The following is a 24,650-nucleotide window of genomic DNA, read 5'->3' on the forward strand; positions in this document are numbered from 1 at the left end:
AGTCAGGGATTAATAGACTTGAAAACCTCACAGGCGTGGAAAAAGCCGATGCTATTTTTCAGAATCTAGCCCTTGAAGAAAAAGTACCGGGCTTGGCGGTGACCATTTCGGCAAATAATGAAGTTTTACTTCAGAAAGGTTATGGATATGCCCGTTTGGAAGATAAAACACCAGTAGATCCCCAACGCACGATATTCAGAATAGCAAGTGTTTCCAAGTGTATTACAGGATTGGCTTTAGCCAAAATGGTAGAAGAAGGAATTTTGGATTGGGATGATTCAATCTACAACCATGTACCCTATTATCCCAAAAAGGAATTCGATATTACATTGCGGCAGTTGGCGGGGCATACAGCGGGAATACGAGGATATCGAGGCAAAGAATACGCATTAAACAGAGCGATGTCCATAAAGGATAGTCTGGAACTATTCAAAAACGATTCTTTGAAATTTGAACCTGGCAAGGGCTACTTATACAACAGTTATGATTTTGTGTTGCTTTCCCTGGCTATGGAGGAAGCTAGCGGCATGGCCTTTAACGAGTACGTATCGAAAAAGATTCTGGTACCTCTTGGGATGGAACATACTTTCACCCCGGATGCACTGAAGCGACGGTCATTGGATAAGGAGAAAGAACTTCCTAAGGCGACCTTCTACACCAAATATAAAGTAGGAATCAAGAATGCTGTCACAGTGGATAATCAATATAAGATTGCTGGAGGAGGGTACTTATCTACAAGTAATGACATCGATAAACTTGGTCGTTGTATCCTGAACAAAGAACTTCTTCCTGATAAAGAATGGGATCAATTACTTTCGTCACAACTGGTAAATGGGAATCCTACTTACTATGGATTGGGTTTTCAGGTAAGCCAGGATAGTTTGGGAAGAGACTTTGTTGGTCATGTTGGAAATAGTGTTGGGGTGTACTCCAATTTTTTTGTCTACCCCAAAACAGGACTTGTAATCTCGCTTCTTATCAACTGCACAGACCCAAAAGTACAAACTCATATAGATGAGGCTATAGAGGCAATATAATTTTTTTAATTTGTATAATTAGGAATCCTTACTATATTTGCAAAGCAATAGTGCAATAAACTTAAAATATAAATCAAATGAGTAAATCAATTTTTTATCATGCTGGCTGCCCGGTATGTGTAAGTGCGGAACAGGAAATAGTCCAGTTAATGGGTTCTGAAGCTGTATACATTGTAAATATTGGAGAAGATCGTTCTAGAATAAACGAAGCAGAAGGGTTGGGCGTAAAATCTGTTCCCGCTTTGGTAACACCTAATGGGAATGTATTGCACATAAATTTTGGGGCTTCCATAGAGGAAGTAAAAGGGTAATCGCGTCAATAAAAGTTAGGAATCCTAAATAAATTATCATGAAAACAAAAATGAACTATGTTTTAACAATGTTGTTGGTGGTGAACCTTTTTGCAGCCTGTGCCCAAAAGAGCCCCTACAACACGAAAGATTTTAAAATCGAAGCCGTTCAGGTCACGCATGAGTCCGACCTTGGTGTAACGGTTTGGGAAATTGCTGTTGAAGGAAATGCCGGAAATACGGTTCCCAACCCTGCAGGAAAACTTGATGGTGCCCCTGTTTTGGGATACGTATTCCCCACAAGCCTACAACCAACAGATGTTGGATTTAGTGCTACAGAAGGGATACTTGCCCTTGCCTTGACTTCGCACCCTGATTTTGATGACACTCCGCTTTGGGACGAAAATGGAGATAGCATTTTGGATAATGATGGAATAGTATGGCATCCACATTGGGTTGTGCTCACTGAGGATAAAAGAGTGGCTGGGGGACTAGCGGTAAAGCAGTTTAAGAAGGCCGACGAAACTGTTGTGCTTCCACCCACCAATCCTGGTATGCCTATGTACATGGATTCTCCGGGATACCCGGTAATCACGAGGGCAAAAGTGATAAAGGTTGTGGTTCCTGATTACAGAATAAAAGGAAAAACGGATTTTAACTATGATGGAGTCTCGGCCTATATGAAAGTTAACACCAGTATAGACGATAAGCCTATGCTTGGCGTATATGAAGTATTTAGTGTAGCCAGCGGCGATTTGTCCCTTCCTTATACCGTAAAATAGACGCATGGAAGTTTCAGTATGGGACACCTATGTTCCAAGGGAAGATGGGAAAATAATGCACTTTGATATTTTGGTGCCAAGTACGCTTACCGAAAGCACAACTATTTTCGGATACGGGAAGGCCTATTTAGAGACTAAATCGTTTAAAACGGGAGAACTATCCGCAAACGAATGTAGATTTTGCCACATGCAATCCGCTCCTGAGTCGGTTGAGGAGGGCATACGTGAGCAGGGCTATTATATTATAGAAATGGAAAATTGTTCCTAATTTGATTAGGATAACTAACTTTGCCTGTCGGACGCCCGGCAGGCATGGTTTACTATGGAAAATAACAGTGTTTTCGACCCCAAAATACAGCAGGACAATTTATCGAGCAAGATAGTTGCCGGCTTGGAGCGTGTTTCACAGGCGTTTAAGGTGATGCTTTGGGAAAAGGCCAAGGAATTTGGTTTGAGTCCTATTCAAATCCAAATTCTGATTTTTGTTGCCCATCACAAAAGTGAGTTCAACAATGTTAGTTTTCTGGCGCAAGAATTCAATGTGACAAAACCTACCATTAGCGATGCTGTAAGGGTTCTGGATAAAAAATCCCTTATCATTAAAGATTATTCCTCATCGGATAACCGAAGCTATACCATAGTGTTGTCTACCTTGGGTCAAGAGATGGTTGCCCAAACCGAAGATTTTGCAAACCCCATGAGCAATCATGTATCTGGCTTATCAACGGAAGAGCAACAGGACCTTTTCAAAACACTGGGAAAATTGATTTACAAATTGAACCAGCATGGTGTCCTTACAGTCCAGCGCACTTGCTATGCTTGTAAATACTATCAGAAAACCACCGCAAACCATTACTGCCACCTCCTGGAAAAGCAGTTAAAACATGAGGACATTCGTCTGGATTGTGTTGAATTTGAAGAAAAGCAATGATTCCCGAGAGTATCCTAAAACAGTATGGAGCACTTAAAATTACCCTAGGGAAGAAAGAGGTGCTGTTTACAGAACAATCGATTCCCAGGTATTATTTTCAGGTGATTTCTGGGAAAATCAAAATGAACAATTTCAACGCTGATGGTAAAGAGTTCATTCAAGGGATATTCACTTCAGGCTCTAGTTTTGGCGAGCCGCCACTTTTTCAAGAACTCGCCTATCCCGCACAGGCAGAGGCCGTAGAGGAGAGTAGTATTTGGAAACTTGAAAAGGGCACTTTTTTTAAATTGCTCAAAGAAAACCCGGAAATTCATCTTCAGGTAACACGGACTTTGGCTGCACGCTTGCATTATAAGGCAACCATGGTAGCTGAGATATCCTCGGAAAGCCCTGAACATCGTTTGTTGAGACTTATCGATTATTTTAAAGAACACATCCACAATATTCCGGTAAACAAGCCCTACGTAGTTGAACTTTCGCGTCAGCAACTGGCAGACTTGACAGGACTCAGGGTTGAAACGGTTATTAGGGCCGTCAAGGCACTTGAAAAAAAAGGAGTACTTCAAATACAAGCGCATAAAATTGTACGTTGACCAGCCTTAAACAGGCATTATATGATTTCGGTCATAAATTTGGGTCTTGGCCCTGAGATAATTTTGTTCCATACAATGACAAATGACATGATTATGGAACTTTATCTTAAAAGCTTGCATCAATTTGAAAGGGACATCAGGGGTTATTCCACAATTTTCATTATTGCCCAAAGTTGCTTGGGTTCTGTTGCAGCCATGTACATTTTGGTAAACGGGGTGTCACCACTGCAAATGTTTCAATTATTTTTGGTGACCATTGTTTGCATGGGGTTCAACGCAGCTGTATTATCACAGCGCAAGCCAAAGACGATTTTCAATTTATTTCTAATAAGTATGGTGTTGAGCAGTGTGGTATTAATCCTAAATTTGTTGTGATATGAGCAAGAAGGAATTGGTGGATAGGGATGATGTGCGCCTATTGGTGACAAGTTTTTACACCAAAGTGCGGAAGGATCCTGAGATTGGGCACTTTTTTAACGAAACCATAGAGGATTGGCCTGAGCACATCGAAAAATTGATCAACTTTTGGGAGACCAATCTCTTTTTTGTTCAGAAATACAAGGGAAACCCATTAAAGGTGCATGCCGAGGTGGATGAAAAAATGGGAAATACCATTACCAACTACCATTTCGGAATCTGGCTTCGACATTGGATAGAGACTATTGACACTTATTTTGTTGGAACCAATGCGGAAAAAGCAAAGCAGCGCGCTAGAAATATTAGCGTGCGGATGTTCATCACCATTTTTGAACAACAGAAAAGGAGTCAGCAACTAAACGGTGGTTAGGACAACTCTGGACTCTCGGCAGCAAAATGCTCGCAAAGTTCCAAGGTATCCTTTACATCATCAAGTGTGGTTCTTGGGTTGATTAAACACATTCTTAAAACCACTTGCCCATGTAATAAGGTGGTAACCAATAATGCTTTTCTAGAGGCCACGACCTTCTCGGAGATAAACTGATTGATTTTGTCCAATTTGGTCTGGTTGAAATTGTGGTCTATGGGGTTGTATCTAAAGTTGATAACTGCCATAGTTGCCGGAAATACCACTTCCCATTTTTTGCTTGCCCTAAGAATTGCTTCAGTTTCCTCAGCCAGCTCTATATTATAGGTTATTGCTTTTCTAAAAGCCTTTAGTCCAAAACTTTTGATGGACATATAGAACTTAAGAGCTCGGAATCTACGGGTAAGCTGTATGCCATGATCGTAGAAATTAATTTCCGAAGTATTTCCTTCTATATCCCTCAGATATTCTGGTCGTTCCGTAAATGTGCTGCTCAGATGTTTGTGGTTACGAACCAAAAGGCATCCCATTTCGTAGGGTTGGTAAAACCATTTGTGGGGATCCACGGTCAACGAATCAGCCTTTTCAATGCCTTTCATCAATTGTTTTCCTTTTTTGGAAAGAATGGCTGCAGCTCCGTAAGCCCCATCAATATGGAACCAAATATCTTCTTTTTTACAAATAGCGGCCAAATCGGTAAGTGGGTCTACCGTACCTGTGTTGGTGGTGCCAGAGGTTGCAATAAGACAGAAAGGTTGAAGACCTTCCAATCGGTCCTTGGCAATACAGTTTTTTAATTTGTTTAAACCGAACTTAAACTCTATATCCGTTGGGATGATTCTTATTTGTTCCTTTTTGAACCCCAATACCCGAATGGCTTTTACATTTGAGGAGTGTGCTTGGTCCGAAAGATAAATCACAGCTTTTGAAAAATCTTGCCCGCATTTTATACGTCTGGCCGTGGTCAAAGCCGTTAAGTTGGCCATAGACCCTCCACTGGTAAAAATTCCACCGCCCTTTTTCTGCGGAAGCCCAAATATTTTCAAGAGCCATTGAATGGTGATGATTTCCAATTCTGCCGCTGCCGGCGAGGCGACCCATCCACCTGAGAAAATGTTATATCCCGTAGCCAGAGTGTCAGCCATGACACTAATGTAATTACTTGGGCCTGGGACAAAGGAATAGGACTTGGGGTGCGCCATATTGGTGCTGTTGGTCATGACCTTGCTCAACACAAAATCGAGTACCTCTTTTGGGTCCGTTCCTTTTTCCGGAGCTTCCTCGAGAAACAAAGAATCCATTTCTTCCCTGGAACCCATGGCAACGGGCATTTTGTCATTTTGTGTAGCGAAATGGGATACTATGGCATCAACAACCTGATAACCATAGGTTTTCATTTCATCTTGGGAAAGCTCTAAGGTGGCGGGATTTGTTTTCATAAAAGGCTGCAAAAATTGGTGCAAAATTATCCTTTTCTCCCGGCATTATGCATGACCGATGTTCTTTAATTTGTAAAAAAGGTAGAGAAGAAAAGTTGATGACATATTGTTCCAGCCACTTAAATGGATTAATTTTAAGGAGTAAATCAGGAGTTTGAAGAAGTTTATTTGGGTTTTATGTGCGATGGGTTTCTCTTTCCAGCTTTTTGGACAGAATGCCATTTCGGGCCATCTTGATGATCACGAGTTAAAACACTGGGATACCAAGGTACATTTAAAGGAATTAGCGCTTGAAGCTACTGTGGGGAAGTCAATAGGCAAGCCTATTGCAGTAACCCGCCTTAAGAAGGATGGTTCGTTTTCATTTCATAAAAAATACATTTCGGAGTCAAACAAACTCTATCGGATATCGGTAAACCGGGTTCACAAGGCTTTAGGGGATACCTTAGTTCATGAAGCCGATTTTATACTCTCCAACAAAGATTTTATACGGTTTGGAAAAGGCCCAACGCCCCTGGCATCGTATGAAACCTCCAATACAGCCCAGCTAGAGTGGCAAAAGCTTAAGAATTTTGAGTCTAATTTGCTGACGGAGTTTATCCATACAGAGGAGAGGATAGCTCCCAGTAAGGCCTATGTAAAAGACTCCCTTCAAATACTGATGGTCAAACTTATAGGGGTTAAACAACTGGAATCCAAAGCACTTTTGGACCAAGATATCGCCCAAAACGAATCGTATTATTTGGCATTGCTTACAGATTTGAAGCAGAGCGATTTAGAACCATCCCAATATCTGTTTTTAGAAAAAAAATTGGCGTATTTGACCGGTAAAAGCCTGGAGAGTCAATTGCTGTGGAGCAAATGGGTAATCAGTTTTCTCATCATTTTGACCATCGGTTTGGGATTTGCCCTGCTCAGGTCCAGAAAATTCAAAAAAAACAGAGCCGTTTCTTTGTTGAGCAAACAGGAAAATACAATTCGAACTTTGATTTTACAGGGCATGAGCAATAAGGAAATTGCGAACGAACTCTATATTAGCCTCAGTACGGTAAAAAGCCATATTACTAGTATTTACAGCAAGCTCAATGTGTCCAACCGTCAGGAATTGGTGCAAAAGGATACTGGTGCTAGTACCTAATTGGCACCCCAAATTTTAGTGAAACAGAGTATTCCCAGCTTTCTTGCATCCAAACACGTGAGCGGTGCAAGGATATATCCAAAGATTGTTTTTACCACTTGAAAAACGGTACCAAAATTGGAATCTACTGTTCGGGTGGATGCTGTTTTTCAACGCATTTGTTACCTATTTGCTTACGGTCGAACCAACGGTAAGTTTTTGGGATTCTGGTGAGTACATAGCCACATCGGCGAAGCTGGAAGTACCGCACCCACCTGGAGCTCCTTTTTTTCAAATGGTAGGGGCTTGTTTTGCCCTTTTTGCAAAGGACAATGGCCAAATCGCGTTGATGGTCAACTATGTCTCTTGTTTGGCCAGTGCGTTTACCATCCTATTTTTATTTTGGACGATCACCCATCTCTTGGGCAAGTTGGAATCCCAAAAGGAAAACGGCTCTGCTCAAAACTCGATACTTAGATTGGGCAGTGGAGTGGTGGGGGCCTTGGTGTTTACGTATTCTGATAGCTTTTGGTTTAATGCCGTGGAAACGGAAGTGTACGCTATGGCGAGCTTTGTGATGGCAGTGCAACTTTGGATGGGTCTAAAATGGATTGACAATTTGGAACATCCTCGAAGTGCTAAATGGCTATTATTGATTGCCTTTGTTGTTGGTCTCACCTTCGGTATCCAGTTTATGGGATTCTTGGTGATTCCCTCACTGGTACTATTGTATTGTTTTGAGCGTTGCCCACAACCTAACCTTAAACAATTTATGCTCTTCAACGTGCTAGGTGTAGGACTTTTACTCGTGGTTTTTAAGTTCTCGTTGACCTATGTTTTGAAACTATTCGGGTGGGCCGAGGTCTTTTTCGTGAACCAAGTGGGGATGCCTTTTAATTCGGGTTCCTTCCTTATGGGCGCTCTGCTACTTGTCTTGTTATATGTTTGCATACGTTATTGTCATGCCAAGGGGTGGAAAAGGACCCATCTCGTGGTGATGTGTTTGCTTTTTATGGGGTTGGGATTCACCTCATGGTTGATGTTGCCCATCCGGGCCAATGCCCATGTGGGAATCAATGAGAACGATCCATCCGATGCCCGATTGCTTTTGGCCTATTACAACCGTGAACAATATCCCAGTACCGAAAGTCCTTTTTATGGAGCCTATTATTCAGACAGCTTCGCGGAAAGTATAGGTCGGAAGGATGATAATCCGAAATATGAAAAGAACCTCAAAACGGGTACCTACGAAGTTGTAAACCCCTATAAGAATGCAATTCCAGAATCAAACCCTCAACATATTGGGTTTTTGCCCAGAATGTGGAGCAGTGAAAATGCCGAAAGTTATATGCGATATTTCGGAGCACTGGATTTTACCGTCAAACCAAAACATCTTTCCAATGCAGAGTTACGGGAAGTTGTGCAGCAAATTAAACAAGGGTATGCAAAAGGGGAAATTGATACGGCACAGTACATTAAATTTTTAAGGGATTTTGCGGAATATTTGGAGGTGAAACCCCCAAGCATATGGGATAATGTGAGGTATTTGCTCCAATACCAGTTCAATTATATGTACTTCCGTTATTTCATGTGGAATTTTGTTGGGCGAAGCAACGATATCCAGGGAAAATACGATGGAAATGGGGAATGGCTAAGTGGAATTTCCTTTTTGGATGAGCTCCGCTTGGGAAATCAAAAGAACCTTCCCTCAGATGTGAAAAATAACAAAGGAAGGAACACCTATTTCTTTTTGCCATTTTTATTGGGTTTAACCGGTTTGGTGTTTCAATGGCTACGTAACCCAAAACAATTTTGGGTATTTTTTGTCTTCTTTATGTTTACGGGTCTGGCCATTCAGTTTTATACCAATCCTCCCATATTTCAGCCCAGGGAAAGGGACTATTCTTTGGTGGGCTCTTTTTATGCCTTTGCCATTTGGACCGGCTTTGGTGCCTTTGCCATTGGCTCTTTTTTGAATAAAAGGCTTATGCTCAATCCTAGGAAGGTGCCTTTTCTTTTCGCAGCACTCTTGGCAATTCCATTGTTGATGGCTTTCCAGAATTGGGATGATCATGACCGGTCTAATAGGTATACGGCAAGAGCTTCGGCCAAGGCCTATCTGGATTCCACAAAAAAAGATGCCGGAGCCATACTTTTTACCATTGGGGATAACGACAATTTTCCGTTATGGTACCTTCAGGAAATCGAAGAATACAGAACTGATGTACGAGTTATAGTGACGGGGTATTTTGCCACGGATTGGTATATCGACCAAATGAAACGGAAATCCTATCAAAGTGAGCCTATACCTTCCCAACTTACCCACGAACTTTATCGTTATGGCAATAGGGATTATGTGTATCATCAACCGTTGACAGAAAATCGCTGGGACATAAAGGACTTTATGAACTGGATTGGGAGCGACCATCCAAAATCAAAACGCAAGAATATTTTGGAGCAGTACGGATTGGACCCGTCTGATTATACCGAGAGTGAATTGTCAACCGTGTTTTATCCCACGAATAAGATTCGAGTTCCCGTAAACAAGAAAAATGTATTGGAAAGCGGACTGGTTTCAAAAAAGGACGAGCACCTGATCGTGGACTTTATAGACATAGATTTGCCCGATGTTTTGTACAAGAATAGAATTTTAATGTTGGATGTTTTGGCCAACAATGACTGGGAACGCCCTATTTATTTTTCTGGCGGAAGTTTTGATGACGCCGAATATATATGGATGAAGGATTACCTGCAGTTGGATGGTTTGGCCTATAAATTGGTGCCAATAAGGAACAAATTCGAAGGTGGGGTAGATATGGGACGTATAGATACCCAAACGGCATTCCAAATTGTGAGCCAATGGGATTGGGGCAACGCGGGTGATCTTGACATCTACCATGACCCGCAAACCAGGAGACAATTTGGGGTTAGTTTTAGGATTAGCCTGGCTCGCCTCATGGAACAACTGATCGCGGAGGGAAAGATTGACCGTGCAAAGATGGTAATCGAGATGGCGATGGAAAATATACCTTTTGAATTTTATGGGTATTATATGTTTGTAGAACCTTTTTTGGAAGGATATTATAAAGTAGGGGAGGTTCAGAAGGCTCGAGAACTTTTTAAGAAATTGCAGCAGGTCTACCATGAACGATTAGCCTACTATGCTGGAATGAAGGTTACCGACCAATATGCAAAAATTGATGATGTCCTATCTGATAGTTATGCATATAGACGTTGCCTTGAAATCTGCGGAGAAAACAATGACAAGGATTTTTATAAACAGGCAACAGAGACCTTTGAAACGGATATCTCCATGCTCGAACATCTGGTGGACGAGTAGCAACTAGGTGTTGGTCAACTCGGAGAACAAACTTTCCAGATTTTTATTTTTTCTGCTCAACTGTAAAGTTTTCAATTGATTGTCATGGGCAAAATCAAAAACTGCCGGCCTCATGTCCGTTTCTGTGGAAAAAGTGAGTTCGTATACAAAACCTCCGGTATTTTTTACCCGGGATACATGGGGCAGATTATTTAGAAGCACTTCTTCAACCCGGTAATCAAACTCTACCTCAATAATTTGCTCCTCAACATCACGTAGTTCATCTAGTTTTTTATCTGCTACCAATACCCCCTTATTGATGATAATGACCCGATCACACACGGCCTCCACTTCCTTCATAATATGGGTGGAAAGCAAAACGGTCTTTGTTTTGCCAATATTTCGAATCAATTTTCTAATCTCTATAAGCTGATTAGGATCCAGCCCTGTAGTGGGCTCATCTAAAATTAGAACTTCCGGATTGTGTAAAAGTGCTGCGGCCAAACCTACACGCTGGCGATATCCTTTAGAAAGTTGCCCAATTTTTTTGTGTGCTTCAGGGGTGAGACCAGTTTGTTCTATAACCTCTTCAATTCTGGCTGTATCCGTTTTATAAGCATTTGCATTAAAACCGAGATACTCCCTAACATACATATCCAGGTAGAGCGGATTGTGTTCTGGCAAGTAGCCAATGCTTCTTTGAACTGCTGGTTTGGACTCTACGACATCATGGCCGTCAACCATAGCGTTCCCGGAATCTGCTTTGGAATAGGTTGTCAAAATGCGCATCATGGTGGATTTTCCTGCGCCATTTGGCCCCAAGAAACCCACAATTTCCCCTTTTGCTATTGAGAAGGAGATATGGTCCAAGGCAATTTGACTTCCAAAAGTTTTGGTGATTTTAGTTACGGTAATGGACATGCCGAGAAGTTTGTATCCAAAAATACAGGTTTAGATATTTTATTGTTTGTTTTTTTACTTAGATGCGTAAAAAACCCGTTGGTTCCTTAACACATTTAAAAGCAGGGAAAGGATTGAAATTGAAGAATCCCAAACTAAAATTGCTTTTGACCAAATAATATGCAACGATTTCAAAGGATGTTCAAAAAATCTAAAAAAATTTGGCGGATGCATTCGGATTTCATCTGAATAACTATCTTAGCCCAATATTTAGTACAAAATGACAAAAACGTATTTCTGGAACGGTTTTTACTTTTACTTCTTTTTTAAGAGAGTTACGGGACTGTTCTGAATATGCGCTAGTATAAACAAACACATAAAGTCCCGATAAAATCGGGGCTTTTTTTTTACCATGGGTTTAAAAATTGCAATTCAGGGAATCAAGGGATCTAACCATCATCAGGTGGCCAAGGATTTTTTTGGTACAGATACGGAATTGGTGGAGTGTCTTTCTTTTGACTCCATGGTGGACCATCTTTGTGAAGGGTCAGCAGATAAAGGCGTCATGGCCATCGAGAATTCCATTGCCGGCTCCATAATCCCCAATTACAATTTGGTGTACCACAACAGCCTCCACATTATCGGGGAACATTATTTGAGCATTCATCACAATCTAATGGTATTACGGGGCACCAGCATTGATGATGTCGAAGAAGTACACTCGCATCCCATGGCCTTGCTCCAATGCAAAAAGTTCTTTAAACAATATCCACATATAAAATTGGTGGAAGCTGCGGATACCGCAGAAACGGCCAAACGCATTAAAGAAGAAGGTCTGAGCCGAATTGGAGCGATTGCTCCAAAGGTTGCCGCCGATTTATATGACTTGGATATTATTGCACCGGAAATCCAGACCATAAAGAACAACGCCACTCGCTTTATCGTTCTTAAAAAGAAAAATAAGGTTTTGCCGAAGGAGGAAATCAACAAAGCTTCTTTACGATTTATCACGGACCATAAACGGGGAAGTTTGGCCACCGTGTTGAACGTAATGAGTGATTGCAATCTAAACCTGACCAAAATTCAATCCTTGCCCGTAATTGAGACACCTTGGAAGTATGCCTTCTTTGTAGATGTCACCTTTGAAGCCTATGCGCAATTTGAGAAAGCCAAATCCTTGCTGGAGATCATGTCGGAGGATTTCAGGGTTTTGGGAGAATACAAAAATGCACTTTTACCATGATTACAGCGGAGCGATTACATACCGTTCAGGAGTACTATTTCTCGAGAAAGCTGCGGGAAGTCCGAGGCCTGATTCAGGAAGGGAAGCCTATCATAAACATGGGAATCGGAAGCCCTGATTTGGCACCATCCCCTAAGGTGTTGGAAACTTTAAAGGCGGCTATTGCAGATACCGGGGCCCATCAATATCAGAGTTATCAAGGACTTCCAGAACTCAGAAATGCGATTGCCGAGTTTTATAAGGTAAAGTTCGGAGTGACCGTAAATCCGGCTAATGAAATCTTGCCCCTAATGGGGTCCAAAGAGGGAATCATGCATATTGGCCTGGCTTTTTTAAATGAAGGTGATGAGGTATTGCTGCCCAATCCGGGTTATCCAACCTATAGTTCGGTGACCAAATTAATTGGGGCTGTGCCTAGAACCTACGACCTTAAGGCCGAGAACAACTGGTTTCCGGATTTGGAAGCACTTTCGCAAACTGATTTGTCCAAGGTGAAGTTGATGTGGGTAAGCTACCCGCACATGCCAACCGGTGCAACCGCAGATCGGGAGCAATTATCCCATTTGGTTGATTTTGCTAAAAAACATCAGATACTTCTGGTTAATGATAACCCTTATAGCTTTGTACTGTCCAAAAATCCCACAAGTATTCTTTCTGTTGACGGGGCCAAGGATTGCGCCTTGGAATTGAACAGTTTGAGCAAAACCTTCAACATGGCGGGATGGCGAGTAGGGATGGTTCTGGGTAACCAAGAGCATATCAACGCGGTCCTTAAGGTAAAAAGTAATATGGACTCAGGGATGTTCTATGGCATTCAAAAAGGGGCCATCGCGGCTTTGAACAGCGGGCCAGACTGGTTTGAAGGTTTGGATGAGGTGTACAACAGACGAAGGGAACTCATGTTTCAACTGGTCGAAAAACTGGGATGTGCCTATGACAGAAATGCCGTGGGGATGTTTGTATGGAGTAAACTCCCCGAGGGTTCTTTGCCTTCGGAAGAGTTTATTGATAAAGTATTATATGACAAGCATATTTTCATTGCTCCTGGGACCATTTTTGGAAGTAATGGGGAAGGCTACATACGCTTTTCGCTTTGCGTAAAAGAAGAAAAAATAAAAGAAGCCATTGAAAGATTTTGATATGAATCTAGTTGTCGTTGGAGTAGGTTTGATTGGAGGATCCTTTGCCAAGGATGTTAAGAAATTATATCCTAATGCTGCCATTGCTGGAATTGACAAGAGTGAGACGCATTTGGAAGAGGCTCTAAATTTGGGAATCATAGACCAAAAGGGCGACTATGGTACTTTATCCAATGCGGACCTTGTCTTTGTAAGCATCCCGGTAAACGCTTTGGTTCTGGAATTGCCCAAAATACTGGATGCCGTCGGAGATGACACCGTTGTGGTGGATGCAGGTTCCACTAAAAACTTGATTTGTGAAGTGGTGGAAAATCACCCCAAAAGAAGGAACTTCTTGGCCTGTCATCCCATCGCGGGAACCGAATTTTCAGGACCTTCCGCAGCCATTAATGGACTGTACGAGGGAAAAACCAATATCATTTGTGAGGTAGAGAAGACAGCATTTAAATTACAGGAAAGAGCTTTGGAGATTTTTCAGCAACTGAAAATGCGAATTCGGTATATGAACCCACAAGCCCACGACAAGCATATCGCCTACGTATCTCATTTATCACATATCAGCTCCTTTATGTTGGGAAAGACAGTTATTGAAAAAGAAAAAAATGAGCGTGATATTTTTGATCTCGCGGGCAGTGGTTTTGAAAGCACTGTGCGTTTGGCCAAAAGTTCCCCAGATATGTGGACTCCCATTTTTGAACAAAATAAGGCCAATGTGGTCGAATCCTTAGAGGAGTACATTCAAAATCTGGAACAATTTAAGGAACTACTATTGGGGAACGCCTACGAGGATGTATATCAGGAAATGAACAATACCAACAGAATAAAACAAATATTAAAAGGAATACCACTTACAAAAAAATAGCATGTATTATGGAGAACAATAAGCAAATGAGAAAATGGTTGGATGACATGAATCTGCCCCACCCTCTAGTAATAGCCGGTCCGTGCAGTGCGGAAACTGAAGATCAGGTGCTGAAAATAGCACATGACCTAAAAGATACAGATGTCAACTATTACCGAGCTGGGATTTGGAAGCCGAGAACCAGACCAGGAAATTTTGAAGGCGTGGGTGCTATAGGATTGAAGTGGTTGCAAAAGGTGAAGGAAGAGACAGGTCTTAAAACTGCTACGGAAGTCGCTAATAGGAACCATGTAGATTTGGCCTTGGAACACGATGTGGACTTATTATGGATCGGAGCTCGGTCCACCGTTAGCCCATTCATTGTTCAGGAGATTGCAGATGCCTTGGAGGGAACCGATAAAATTGTACTCATTAAAAACCCGGTGAATCCTGATTTATCGTTGTGGCTTGGTGCTGTTGAGCGATTGGCATCTTCGAACATAAAAAAACTGGGGGTAATCCATAGAGGGTTTTCTACTTACGAAAAAACCAAATACAGAAATATTCCGGAGTGGCAGCTGGCGATTGAATTACAGTCCAAATTTCCTGATTTGCCGATCATCAATGATCCTAGCCACATTACGGGTAAGCGCGATATGATTTTTGATGTATCCCAGACTGCTTTGGACCTGAATTTTGATGGATTGATGATCGAGACCCATCATGATCCGGATAGTGCCTGGAGTGATGCTGCGCAACAAGTAACCCCAAGTCGTTTGGTACAAATCATGCAAGATTTGCGAATTAGGAAAGAAACTGATGCCGAGGCGGAGTACAACAGCAAATTGAGCAATCTCAGAGCCCAAATTGATGTGATCGATAACCAATTGATCGATATTCTGGGAAAACGTATGAAGGTTTCGGATGGAATAGGAGAGCTCAAAAAACAGAAAAATGTTGCGGTACTTCAGACCAATCGATGGAACGCTATTTTGGGCAAAATGATCTTGGAAGGTGAATCCAAAGGATTGAGCGAGGAATTTGTGCTTAGAATGTTCAAAGCCATTCACCAAGAATCCATAAATCATCAGGAAAAGGTTATTAACGCTTAGAAGCTAGACATTTAAATAGAATGCCATTTGGAACAAATTTGGTTTCAAATGGCATTTTTTATGAAATAAAGTGTAACATTATAGTAATTGATACCTCTTTAAAAAAACTAAATACACTACTATGAAAAATCTAGCTATACTTTGTTTTTCACTTTTTGCATCCATGGCTTTTTCACAGCGTATGATTGATACTGAGGTCGGGGACTTTAATAAGATTAAGGTTTTCGATTTGATCGAGGTAAATTTGATTCAGTCTGAGGACGAAAACAGAATCGTCATAAAGGGGCGAAATGTGGATGATATCATTTGGATGAACCGTGATGGGGTGTTAAAGCTGCGCATGAAATTGGACAAAAAATTCCTTGGGGAGGATACCATGATCGAGGTGTACTATACCGACCTTGATGTTATCGACGGAAATGAAGGAGCTCGAATCACCTGCAACGAATTGGTGAACAAAAGCAAAATTGAGCTGCGTGCCCAGGAAGGAGCTAAAATCCATATCGGAATGGACGTGGATTATGCGGAAATTCGAGCAGTTACAGGAGGAATTGTGGAAGCGTCTGGATTGGCCAAAAATCAATCCATCGTATTAAATACTGGAGGGATTTTTGAAGGACGCGCTTTAAGAACTGAAAAAACCGATGTAAAGATTTCAGCGGGGGGGGAGGCAGATGTTTTTGCTTCGGACCAAGTCGATATCAATGTCAAGGCTGGAGGTGATGTCCATGTTTATGGCAAACCTAAAAGGGTCTTCAAGAATACCTTTGCGGGTGGACGAATCTATGTTGTTGATTAACAACAGACAGAAATAAAAAAAGCCCGTGTTCACATCACGAGCTTTTTTTATCGGCTAATTCATCATTTTTTGAAAATGTAACGGGTGATAAAAATACCTTGGCTGTCATCCTCTCCGCCATCACTTTCCACAGCACTGTTCACAAAGGCCAACTCCCATCCGTTTGCGATCATGTCATTGATCATTGAGGAAATAACCGCGTCATTCGCAGCTATATTTTGGAAACGAATACCTCCAAGGTTAAAGAAGTTGAGTAGTTTGGTTTCCTCAAAATTCTTTACCCGAATGTCCCCTCTTTTAGACTTATTTCTGGTATTGTCATCGTTGGTCTGAACGCTGGTATACTCCTTGTAATCACGTTCCTCCAAGGCGTTGATGATTCTAGATCTGCCCAGTCCACTGGAGATAATCGATTCCACACTGGTGATTACTTTATACTCTTGTGCCTGTAGGCTTAAACTTGCGGTGAATAAAAATCCTGCAACTAATAAAACTTTCTTCATAATGTTTTCTGTTTAATACACTAGAAGGACAAGAGAAAATGTCAAGGGGTTGCATAGGACGCAAAAAAAAGCCCTTTGAGAACTCAAAGGGCTTAAAGTTATTAGGGTGAAATCTATTTTCTAAAAATGTATCGGGTTATGAATATACCTTTTCCATCTCCTTTTCCACCTTCACTTTCCACAGCACTTGTTACAAATGCCAATTCCCATCCGTTTGCGATCATATCATTGATCATGGAAGTAAGTAAGGCATCATTCGCAGCGATATTTTGGAAACGTATACCGCCAATATTGTAAAAGTTCAACAATTTGGTTTCCTCAAAGTTCTTTACCCGAATCTCTCCTCTTTTGGATTTGTTCCTTGTGTTGTCCTCCTCAGTCTGTACGCTGGTGTACTCTCTGTAGTCCTTGTCCTCCAAGGCATTTACGATTCTAGATCGTCCCAATCCGTTGGGAACAATGGATTCCACACTGGTGATGACTTTGTACTGTTGTGCATTCGTTTCAAATACTGCTGCAAGTGCGATGACTGCGATAAAAAAGATTTTTTTCATAATTATGATTGGATTATAGTTAAAAACAAACTGTTCACAAAGATATACGCACTAAAGCGTGGATTATTGTTTCTTTGTAGAGAAAATTTTAACAAATAGTGCAAGGCATAGTTTATAAATCTACCGGAAGTTGGTACACCGTAAGAACGGAGGACGGTAGTTTTTATGAATGCCGTATTAAAGGGAAGTTCAGAATTAAGGGTATTAAAAGCACAAATCCCATTGCGGTTGGGGATGAAGTGGTTTTTGATTTGACCAAAGTGGGAGATGAATCGGTTGCGATCATTTCCGAGATAAAGCCCCGTAAGAACTACATCATTCGAAAATCGGTAAAGCTTTCCAAGCAAACGCATATTATAGCGGCAAATTTAGATCAGGTCTTTCTGCTCATTACCTTGAACAATCCACCCACCTTTACAAGTTTCATCGATAGGTTTTTAGTTACTGCGGAAGCCTACGACATTCCCGTGGTATTGCTGTTCAACAAAATGGATGTATACGATAAGGATGAAATGGTCGAGGTGGAATATTTGGTAAACCTATATAGGGAAATAGGATATCATTGCTTGGAAATAGCAGCCAAAGAATGGGAAAATGTGGAAGCCGTAAGGGATTTGATGAAGGATAGGGTGAGCATGTTTGCGGGACATTCCGGGGTGGGTAAATCCACTTTGGTGAACGCACTTGAACCAGGACTTAAGCTAAAAACTGCTGAAATCTCTGAGCAACACCTGCAAGGGCAACATACTACCACTTTTGCAGAGATGTACGATCTTTCCTTTGGAGCCAGGATAATTGATACCCCAGGGATTAAGGGATTCGGAATTGTGGATATGGAGGAAGATGAGATTGGGGACTATTTTCCAGAGTTTTTCCGATTAAAATCGGAATGCAAATTCAACAATTGTCTGCACATGGATGAGCCCAAATGCGCAGTAAAAAATGCTTTGGAAAACAATGAAATTGCGTGGAGTAGGTACCGCAGTTATATACAGATGATTACCGGTGAAGAAGAGAATTACAGAACCGACATATATAAAGAAAACTAGATGAGAGCGGTTATCCAAAGGGTTAGTAGGGCCAGTGTTACGGTTAATGACGAGTTGGTTTCCAGCATCCAAAACGGACTGTTGGTACTGCTGGGAATTGAAGCGTCAGATACGGAGGATGATATTTCTTGGCTTTCCAAAAAGGTGGTCAATCTTCGCGTTTTTAATGATGAACAAGAGGTAATGAACCGCTCTATTTTAGATGAAAATGGCGAAATGATTATTGTGAGCCAGTTTACACTGCATGCACAGACCAAAAAGGGAAACAGACCCTCTTATATCAAGGCCGCTAAACCTGAGTTTGCCATTCCCATGTACGAACGCTTTGTTACCAAAGTTGAGCTGGACTTGGGAAAAAAAGTGGGAACGGGAGTATTTGGTGCTGATATGAAAGTGGACTTACTCAACGATGGTCCAGTTACCATTTGGATTGATACTAAAAACAAGGAATAATGAATATCTCAAACGCCCAAACAGCAGTGGACGAATGGATCAAGAACCATGGTGTCCGTTATTTTAATGAACTTACCAATATGGCCCAGTTGACAGAGGAGGTCGGGGAGGTAGCCAGAATCATTGCAAGGCGCTATGGGGAACAAAGTGAAAAGGAATCCGATAAGGATAAAGACCTAGGGGAAGAGTTGGCCGATGTTTTGTTCGTTGTGCTCTGTCTTGCCAATCAGACCGGAGTGGACCTACAGGAAGCTTTTGACAGAAAATTGGACCTAAAGACAAAACGAGACCACGACCGTCATCAGAATAACAAAAAGCTCAAATAAAGTTACACCTGAGCAGGTAGGTTAAGGGTGTTTTTTCTAGCTTTGGTCTTTCAACCAAATACCAAGGCATTGAAACTCCAAATTTCCTATTCCAAGGATAAATTAATCCGGAAATCTATCAAAGTTACGGGCTCTAAAAGCGAGACCAATAGATCTTTATTGCTCCAAGCCCTTTTCTCTGATATTAGCATAGAAAATCTATCCAACTCAGATGATGGAGAAGTGATGCAAAAAGGATTGGCTACATCCAAAGGGGTTGTCGATATCCATCATGCGGGAACAGCGATGCGCTTTCTTACGGCGTATTTTGCCTCCCAAGAAGGGAAAGAAGTAGTGCTGACCGGTTCCCATCGTATGCAAGAACGACCTATCAAAGTTTTGGTAGAGGCACTTCGAGAACTCGGCGCTGAAATCACTTATGAAAAGAATGAGGGGTATCCTCCTATAAAGATTAGGGGTAAAAAGCTTACTAATAATCAGGTTTCGCTTCCTGCTAATATCAGCAGCCAGTATATTTCTGCTTTGCTATTGATAGCACCAAGTTTGGAAAACGGACTGGAATTGGAGTTGGTGGGAAAGATTACCTCTGTGCCATACATCAAGATGACCCTTGGATTGTTGGATCACATTGGGGTGGAAACAGAATTTGAGGGGAATCAAATCCGGGTTACGCCCAAAAAATCAATTGAAAAAACCACCCTGGTGGTGGAATCAGACTGGAGTTCTGCCAGCTATTTTTACAGTATTGTGGCCTTGGCGGATGTGGGCACGGAAATCAAATTATCCTCTTATAAGGAAAATTCATTGCAGGGAGATAGTATTTTGGCCAAAGTTTACACTGATTTTGGAGTTGAAACTTCCTTTTCAGAACATCAAATAACCCTGTCCAAAGTACGGGAAAGCGAAGTTGACACCATAAGTTATGACTTGTCCAATGCACCTGATATCGCGCAAACCATATCGGTAACCTGTTTTGGATTGGGGATGGGGTGCCGTCTCACGGGCTTACACACACTTCCTATAAAGGAAACAGATCGGTTGGCGGCCATGCAAACTGAATTACAAAAAGTTGGTGCTACCGTAGTCATTGATCATGAGAGCTTGACACTTCAACCCTCCAAGCCGATTGTATCCGGGGCTACTATTGATACTTATCATGACCATAGAATGGCCATGGCTTTTGGTCCTCTTGGGCTTAAAACCACTTTAATAGTAAATGATGCTGGAGTCGTTTCCAAATCCTACCCTGATTTTTGGAAGGACTTAAAAACCCTTGGTTTTAGTACCGAGGAATTGTAATTGGCATTTAATCGTCAAATTACTTGACATCCCCTATACCGAGATTGTATATTTGCCCTCTTTTAAAAATATCCAAAAAAAGTCTACATGAAATTATCAAACTTCAACTTTGAATTACCTAAGGAACTATTGGCAGAATATCCCGCAGAAAACAGGGATGAATCCAAACTTATGGTGATTCACAGGGATACAGGAAAAATTGAACATAAAATGTTCAAAGACCTTATCAATTATTTTGATGAAGGAGATGTAATGGTGCTGAACAATACCAAAGTGTTTCCTGCGAGACTTTATGGTAACAAAGAAAAGACAGGGGCCAGAATCGAAGTGTTCTTGTTGCGAGAATTGAACCAAGAACAACGTCTTTGGGATGTTCTAGTGGATCCGGCCAGAAAGATCAGGATTGGCAACAAACTTTATTTTGGTGAAGATGAAAGCCTGGTGGCTGAGGTAATCGATAATACAACCTCAAGAGGACGGACGCTTCGTTTTCTTTATGATGGTTCTTATACGGATTTCAGAAGAAAACTTAGGCAATTGGGCGAAACACCATTGCCTAAATACATCAAGCGCGATGTGGAGCCCGAGGACGAGGAACGCTATCAGACCATTTACGCAAAATATGAAGGTGCTGTGGCAGCGCCAACAGCTGGATTGCATTTTTCGAAGCATCTACTCAAAAGATTGGAGATCAAAGGTGTTGATTTTGCGGAAGTAACCCTTCACGTCGGATTGGGAACCTTCAATCCTGTTGAGGTAGAAGACCTTTCCAAACATAAAATGGATAGCGAAGAATTGGTCATTGATGAAAAAGCGACCGAGGTGGTGAACAATGCCAAGCAAAGTAAGAGGCGTATTTGCGCAGTGGGTACCACGGTAATGCGAGGTTTGGAAAGTGCTGTTTCATCAGAACATACCTTAAATACGTTTGAGGGTTGGACCAACAAGTTCATTTTCCCTCCCTACGATTTCAGTATTGCCAATTGTATGATTACAAACTTCCATTTACCCAAGTCCACATTATTGATGATGGTTTCGGCATTTATTGGACATGATCTTATGAAAAAAGCATATAAACAAGCTATTTTGGAGCAATATCGCTTTTACTCTTATGGTGATGCCATGTTGATCATATAAAACATACCTGCTTTGCAGGAAACAAAATAGAATCCCGTTAGGCTTTCATTGGCTCTTCGGGATTTTTTCTTGACTATATTTAGGCAGTGGAAAGAAAAAAAAAGGATATACGGGCATTGACAAAGGATCAACTGAGGGATTTTTTTGTCGATCAGGGGGATAAGGCCTTTAGAGGTAACCAAGTATACGAATGGTTGTGGCAGAAATCCGCACATTCCTTTGATGCCATGACGAACATCTCCAAAGAGACCCGCAGTATGTTGGAAGAACATTTTGTGATCAACCATATCAAGGTGGATCAGATGCAGCGTAGTTCGGATGGGACCATTAAGAACGCTGTTCGCCTGCATGATGGACTGGTGGTCGAATCAGTTCTGATTCCCACTGAAACACGCACCACCGCCTGTGTTTCCAGTCAGGTGGGTTGTAGTTTGGACTGTAGATTTTGTGCTACGGCCAGACTAAAACGAATGCGGAACCTAAACCCCGATGAGATATATGATCAGGTGGTGGCCATTGATAACGAAAGTCGCTTATACTTTAACAGGCCATTGAGCAATATTGTGTTTATGGGCATGGGGGAACCTTTGATGAACTATAACAATGTGCTCAATGCCATAGAGAAAATCACCTCCCCGGAAGGTTTAGGAATGTCACCAAAACGTATCGTGGTGTCCACTTCTGGCGTGCCCAAGATGATCAAAAGAATGGCGGATGAAAAAGTGAAGTTTGGACTCGCAGTTTCACTGCATTCCGCTATAGATGAGGTCCGTACGTCCATTATGCCCTTTAATGCCACTTTTCCGCTTAAGGACCTAAGGGAAGCACTGGAATATTGGTATGCCCAAACTAAAAGTAGGATTACCTATGAATATGTGGTATGGAGCGGGATTAATGATACTAAAGAGGCAGTGGATGCATTGGTTAAATTTTGCAAATTCGCTCCGTCAAAAGTTAATATCATTGAGTACAACCCCATAGATGACGGAGAATTCCAACAGGCATCGGCCAAAGCAGTGGAAATGTACCAAAATATTCTTGAGCAAAACGGGATTACAGTTACCGTTAGACGTTCTCGTGGCAAGGACATTGATGCTGCCTGTGGGCAGTTGGCCAACAAACAATGATCAATATTAAATTGTCAATGGCCATTAATCCATTGTAAATTGTTATCTGTTTATTGTACTATTTTCTTGGTAGTTTGCCGAAGCTTTAAACCACCCATCCTAAAACTCGGAATATCCAGTGATGAACTCTGGCATTTTCCCTACTTTTAGGCTTCCAAAATCAGATTAACTAAAGGCGTCGAATTGAAGGTTGTTTCGCAGATAAGGGAACCTATAGAGGATGAAATGCAACTTTTTGAGGAGAAGTTCCTCAAATCCATGTCTTCCAAGGTTGCCCTGTTCAACAGAATCACTTTTTACATTGTCAACCGCAAAGGGAAGCAAATGCGACCCATGTTCGTTTTTCTTACGGCAAAGTTGATCAACGGCGGCAAGGTTAATGACCGCACTTATTGCGGTGCTTCTATCATAGAGTTGATCCATACCGCAAGTCTGGTCCATGATGACGTTGTGGATGATAGTCATAAACGTCGTGGTTTTTTCTCCATAAATGCACTTTGGAAAAATAAGATAGCCGTTTTGGTAGGCGATTTTCTGTTTTCGAAAGGAGTTCTTGTGGCTCTTGAGAACAAGGATTATGATTTGCTACATATCATCTCCAATGCCGTAAGGGATATGAGCGAAGGTGAGTTAATGCAAATTGAAAAAGCCAGACTTTTGGATATTACGGAAGAGGTGTACTATGACATCATCCGACAAAAAACGGCCACTTTGATAGCAGCTTGCTGCAGTATGGGCGCATGCTCGGTGCAACCCCACTCCGATGCCGTGGAAACTTTTCGGAAGTTTGGAGAGCTCTGCGGAATGGCATTTCAGATTAAGGATGACCTATTTGATTACGGAGCAGAGAAGATAGGTAAACCCACTGGGATTGATATCAAAGAACAAAAAATGACACTCCCTTTGATTTATGTACTTAATCAGAGTGATAAAGAAAAAAGGAAGTGGCTTATAAATTCCATTAAAAACCACAACAAGGATAAAAAGAGGGTAAAGCAGGTAATTGCATACGTAAAGGAAATGGGAGGATTGGAATATGCGGTCACCAAAATGCTCGCCTTTAAGGACGAAGCTTTGGGTCTCTTGGACAACTACCCGGATTCTGAGTATAAGAGTGCTCTTACCCTTATGGTGAACTACGTTGTGGACCGAAAAAAATAATCCAACGCTTCTTTTTAGCACAGTCTTTCCCTGTTCTGCTTGGAACCTATGGTGTTTTGATAAAAAATATCATTTGGCGGGCAACCCTTTTCAAACTTTCCTCGTCTATCTTTATAACAAACAAATTGGGAGCCACTGTTGAAGATTGTCGCATTATATACCAATGAGAAGCAGCTTATTAAAAAGGCCATAGCTGGCGAACAGCAAAGCCAAAAGCAACTTTATAACAAGTTTGCCCCTAAAATGCTTGGTATTTGTCGGCAGTATATCAAAGATGTGCACTTTGCTGAGGATGTCATGGTGGATGGATTTGTGAAGGTCTTTAAAAACTTGAACTCTTTTGAGCACCGGGGCAGTTTTGAAGGATGGGTTAGACGAATTATGGTTAGGGAGTGCATATCGTTCCTTAGGAAGAAACAATTTGTGGTCTATGATGAGGAAACCTATTTGAGCAAACCTGCTCAAGATGAGGGGATGACATCCGCATTTGATGTGGAGTATGTACAGCAATTAATTGACGAACTGCCAGAGGGCTATAAAATGGTGTTTTTGCTTTATGCCATAGAAGGTTATAAACACCATGAAATTGCCAAAATGTTGAAGATTTCAGAAGGCACCTCCAAGTCTCAACTGTTCAAGGCTAGAAAAATGCTGCAGGAAAACCTAAAACTAAGCGGATTGTCGCCGAACAAAAGATCAAAAGGCAAATAGCAGG

27 protein-coding genes are annotated in these 24,650 nt (G+C 41.6%); 23 read left to right on the top strand and 4 right to left on the bottom strand.

Features of this window, described 5'->3' with window-relative positions; all coding sequences use genetic code 11:
* The first annotated feature begins 35 nt into the window (after positions 1-35).
* The 8 genes from BUC10_RS13050 to BUC10_RS13085 all read left to right on the top strand — a co-directional run bounded on the left by BUC10_RS13050 (position 36) and on the right by BUC10_RS13085 (position 4,420).
* A complete protein-coding gene (locus tag BUC10_RS13050) occupies positions 36-1,037 on the top strand; it encodes a serine hydrolase domain-containing protein (protein WP_245812833.1) in 1,002 nt (333 codons plus the stop codon).
* Positions 1,038-1,114: 77 nt separating this feature from the next.
* Positions 1,115-1,348: a thioredoxin domain-containing protein gene (locus tag BUC10_RS13055; protein ID WP_073180379.1), complete on the top strand. Its 234-nt coding sequence runs from the start codon at positions 1,115-1,117 to the stop codon at positions 1,346-1,348.
* 38 nt (positions 1,349-1,386) lie between these two features.
* The gene (locus BUC10_RS13060; protein ID WP_073180381.1) at positions 1,387-2,109 is read left to right on the top strand and encodes a hypothetical protein; all 723 of its coding nucleotides are present in this window, start codon (positions 1,387-1,389) and stop codon (positions 2,107-2,109) included.
* 4 nt (positions 2,110-2,113) lie between these two features.
* Positions 2,114-2,377 (top strand): DUF2024 family protein, encoded by a 264-nt coding sequence (locus tag BUC10_RS13065; RefSeq protein ID WP_073180383.1) that lies wholly within the window; start codon positions 2,114-2,116, stop codon positions 2,375-2,377.
* 54 nt (positions 2,378-2,431) lie between these two features.
* A complete protein-coding gene (locus tag BUC10_RS13070; RefSeq protein WP_073180385.1) occupies positions 2,432-3,040 on the top strand; it encodes a MarR family winged helix-turn-helix transcriptional regulator in 609 nt (202 codons plus the stop codon).
* Positions 3,037-3,633, top strand: coding sequence for a Crp/Fnr family transcriptional regulator (locus tag BUC10_RS13075; protein ID WP_073180387.1), 597 nt, complete (start codon positions 3,037-3,039; stop codon positions 3,631-3,633). Before BUC10_RS13070 ends, BUC10_RS13075 begins: the two co-directional genes overlap by 4 nt.
* A 21-nt stretch (positions 3,634-3,654) precedes the next feature.
* Positions 3,655-4,008 carry a hypothetical protein gene (locus BUC10_RS13080; RefSeq protein ID WP_084732649.1) on the top strand — a complete coding sequence of 118 codons (354 nt, stop codon included), beginning with the start codon at positions 3,655-3,657 and terminating at the stop codon, positions 4,006-4,008.
* Between the two features lies 1 nt (position 4,009).
* Positions 4,010-4,420, top strand: a complete 411-nt coding sequence (locus BUC10_RS13085; protein WP_073180389.1) for a group III truncated hemoglobin — start codon at positions 4,010-4,012, stop codon at positions 4,418-4,420.
* Here the strand turns inward: BUC10_RS13085 and BUC10_RS13090 are convergent.
* On the bottom strand, positions 4,417-5,856 hold the full coding sequence (locus BUC10_RS13090; RefSeq protein ID WP_073180391.1) for a pyridoxal phosphate-dependent decarboxylase family protein: 1,440 nt from the start codon (positions 5,854-5,856) through the stop codon (positions 4,417-4,419). The genes BUC10_RS13085 and BUC10_RS13090 overlap by 4 nt on opposite strands.
* A 154-nt stretch (positions 5,857-6,010) precedes the next feature.
* Here BUC10_RS13090 and BUC10_RS13095 point away from each other — a divergent pair, with 154 nt between their 5' ends.
* A complete protein-coding gene (locus BUC10_RS13095; protein WP_131819079.1) occupies positions 6,011-6,994 on the top strand; it encodes a response regulator transcription factor in 984 nt (327 codons plus the stop codon).
* A gap of 64 nt (positions 6,995-7,058) precedes the next feature.
* A complete protein-coding gene (locus BUC10_RS13100) occupies positions 7,059-10,313 on the top strand; it encodes a glycosyltransferase family 117 protein (protein ID WP_313785906.1) in 3,255 nt (1,084 codons plus the stop codon).
* Positions 10,314-10,316: 3 nt separating this feature from the next.
* On the opposite strand, the gene gldA is transcribed toward BUC10_RS13100, so the two are convergent.
* Positions 10,317-11,213: a gliding motility-associated ABC transporter ATP-binding subunit GldA gene (gene gldA / locus BUC10_RS13105; protein ID WP_073180397.1), complete on the bottom strand. Its 897-nt coding sequence runs from the start codon at positions 11,211-11,213 to the stop codon at positions 10,317-10,319.
* Between the two features lie 391 nt (positions 11,214-11,604).
* Between gldA and BUC10_RS13110 the strand changes: the two genes are divergently transcribed.
* The 5 genes from BUC10_RS13110 to BUC10_RS13130 all read left to right on the top strand — a co-directional run bounded on the left by BUC10_RS13110 (position 11,605) and on the right by BUC10_RS13130 (position 16,326).
* Positions 11,605-12,435: a prephenate dehydratase gene (locus BUC10_RS13110; protein WP_073180399.1), complete on the top strand. Its 831-nt coding sequence runs from the start codon at positions 11,605-11,607 to the stop codon at positions 12,433-12,435.
* Positions 12,432-13,574, top strand: a complete 1,143-nt coding sequence (locus BUC10_RS13115; RefSeq protein WP_073180401.1) for a pyridoxal phosphate-dependent aminotransferase — start codon at positions 12,432-12,434, stop codon at positions 13,572-13,574. Before BUC10_RS13110 ends, BUC10_RS13115 begins: the two co-directional genes overlap by 4 nt.
* A 1-nt stretch (position 13,575) precedes the next feature.
* On the top strand, positions 13,576-14,436 hold the full coding sequence (locus BUC10_RS13120; protein ID WP_073180404.1) for a prephenate dehydrogenase: 861 nt from the start codon (positions 13,576-13,578) through the stop codon (positions 14,434-14,436).
* An 8-nt stretch (positions 14,437-14,444) separates the two neighbouring features.
* Positions 14,445-15,527 carry a bifunctional 3-deoxy-7-phosphoheptulonate synthase/chorismate mutase type II gene (locus tag BUC10_RS13125; RefSeq protein WP_073180406.1) on the top strand — a complete coding sequence of 361 codons (1,083 nt, stop codon included), beginning with the start codon at positions 14,445-14,447 and terminating at the stop codon, positions 15,525-15,527.
* Between the two features lie 121 nt (positions 15,528-15,648).
* Positions 15,649-16,326: a head GIN domain-containing protein gene (locus tag BUC10_RS13130; RefSeq protein WP_073180408.1), complete on the top strand. Its 678-nt coding sequence runs from the start codon at positions 15,649-15,651 to the stop codon at positions 16,324-16,326.
* A gap of 62 nt (positions 16,327-16,388) precedes the next feature.
* Here BUC10_RS13130 and BUC10_RS13135 read toward each other — a convergent pair whose 3' ends face one another.
* A complete protein-coding gene (locus tag BUC10_RS13135) occupies positions 16,389-16,829 on the bottom strand; it encodes a hypothetical protein (RefSeq protein ID WP_073180410.1) in 441 nt (146 codons plus the stop codon).
* A 113-nt stretch (positions 16,830-16,942) separates the two neighbouring features.
* Positions 16,943-17,383: a hypothetical protein gene (locus BUC10_RS13140; protein WP_073180412.1), complete on the bottom strand. Its 441-nt coding sequence runs from the start codon at positions 17,381-17,383 to the stop codon at positions 16,943-16,945.
* A 98-nt stretch (positions 17,384-17,481) separates the two neighbouring features.
* Here BUC10_RS13140 and rsgA point away from each other — a divergent pair, with 98 nt between their 5' ends.
* The 8 genes from rsgA (at position 17,482) to BUC10_RS13180 (ending at position 24,646) form a co-directional block, all read left to right on the top strand.
* Positions 17,482-18,432 carry a ribosome small subunit-dependent GTPase A gene (gene rsgA, locus BUC10_RS13145; RefSeq protein WP_073180414.1) on the top strand — a complete coding sequence of 317 codons (951 nt, stop codon included), beginning with the start codon at positions 17,482-17,484 and terminating at the stop codon, positions 18,430-18,432.
* Complete coding sequence (gene dtd, locus BUC10_RS13150; protein WP_073180416.1) at positions 18,433-18,885, top strand: D-aminoacyl-tRNA deacylase; 453 nt, start codon at positions 18,433-18,435, stop codon at positions 18,883-18,885.
* A complete protein-coding gene (locus BUC10_RS13155) occupies positions 18,885-19,211 on the top strand; it encodes a nucleotide pyrophosphohydrolase (protein ID WP_073180418.1) in 327 nt (108 codons plus the stop codon). Before dtd ends, BUC10_RS13155 begins: the two co-directional genes overlap by 1 nt.
* Positions 19,212-19,280: 69 nt before the next feature.
* Positions 19,281-20,510 (top strand): 3-phosphoshikimate 1-carboxyvinyltransferase, encoded by a 1,230-nt coding sequence (aroA, locus tag BUC10_RS13160; RefSeq protein WP_073180666.1) that lies wholly within the window; start codon positions 19,281-19,283, stop codon positions 20,508-20,510.
* An 87-nt stretch (positions 20,511-20,597) separates the two neighbouring features.
* Positions 20,598-21,647, top strand: a complete 1,050-nt coding sequence (queA, locus tag BUC10_RS13165) for a tRNA preQ1(34) S-adenosylmethionine ribosyltransferase-isomerase QueA (RefSeq protein ID WP_073180420.1) — start codon at positions 20,598-20,600, stop codon at positions 21,645-21,647.
* 86 nt (positions 21,648-21,733) lie between these two features.
* Entirely contained in the window at positions 21,734-22,774 is a 1,041-nt protein-coding gene (gene rlmN, locus BUC10_RS13170) for a dual-specificity RNA methyltransferase RlmN (protein ID WP_073180423.1), read from the top strand.
* A gap of 183 nt (positions 22,775-22,957) precedes the next feature.
* Entirely contained in the window at positions 22,958-23,935 is a 978-nt protein-coding gene (locus BUC10_RS13175) for a polyprenyl synthetase family protein (protein WP_073180425.1), read from the top strand.
* A 138-nt stretch (positions 23,936-24,073) separates the two neighbouring features.
* The gene (locus BUC10_RS13180; RefSeq protein WP_073180427.1) at positions 24,074-24,646 is read left to right on the top strand and encodes an RNA polymerase sigma factor; all 573 of its coding nucleotides are present in this window, start codon (positions 24,074-24,076) and stop codon (positions 24,644-24,646) included.
* The last annotated feature ends 4 nt before the right edge of the window (positions 24,647-24,650 follow it).

Source organism: Flagellimonas flava, assembly GCF_900129665.1.
GTDB lineage: Bacteria > Bacteroidota > Bacteroidia > Flavobacteriales > Flavobacteriaceae > Flagellimonas > Flagellimonas flava.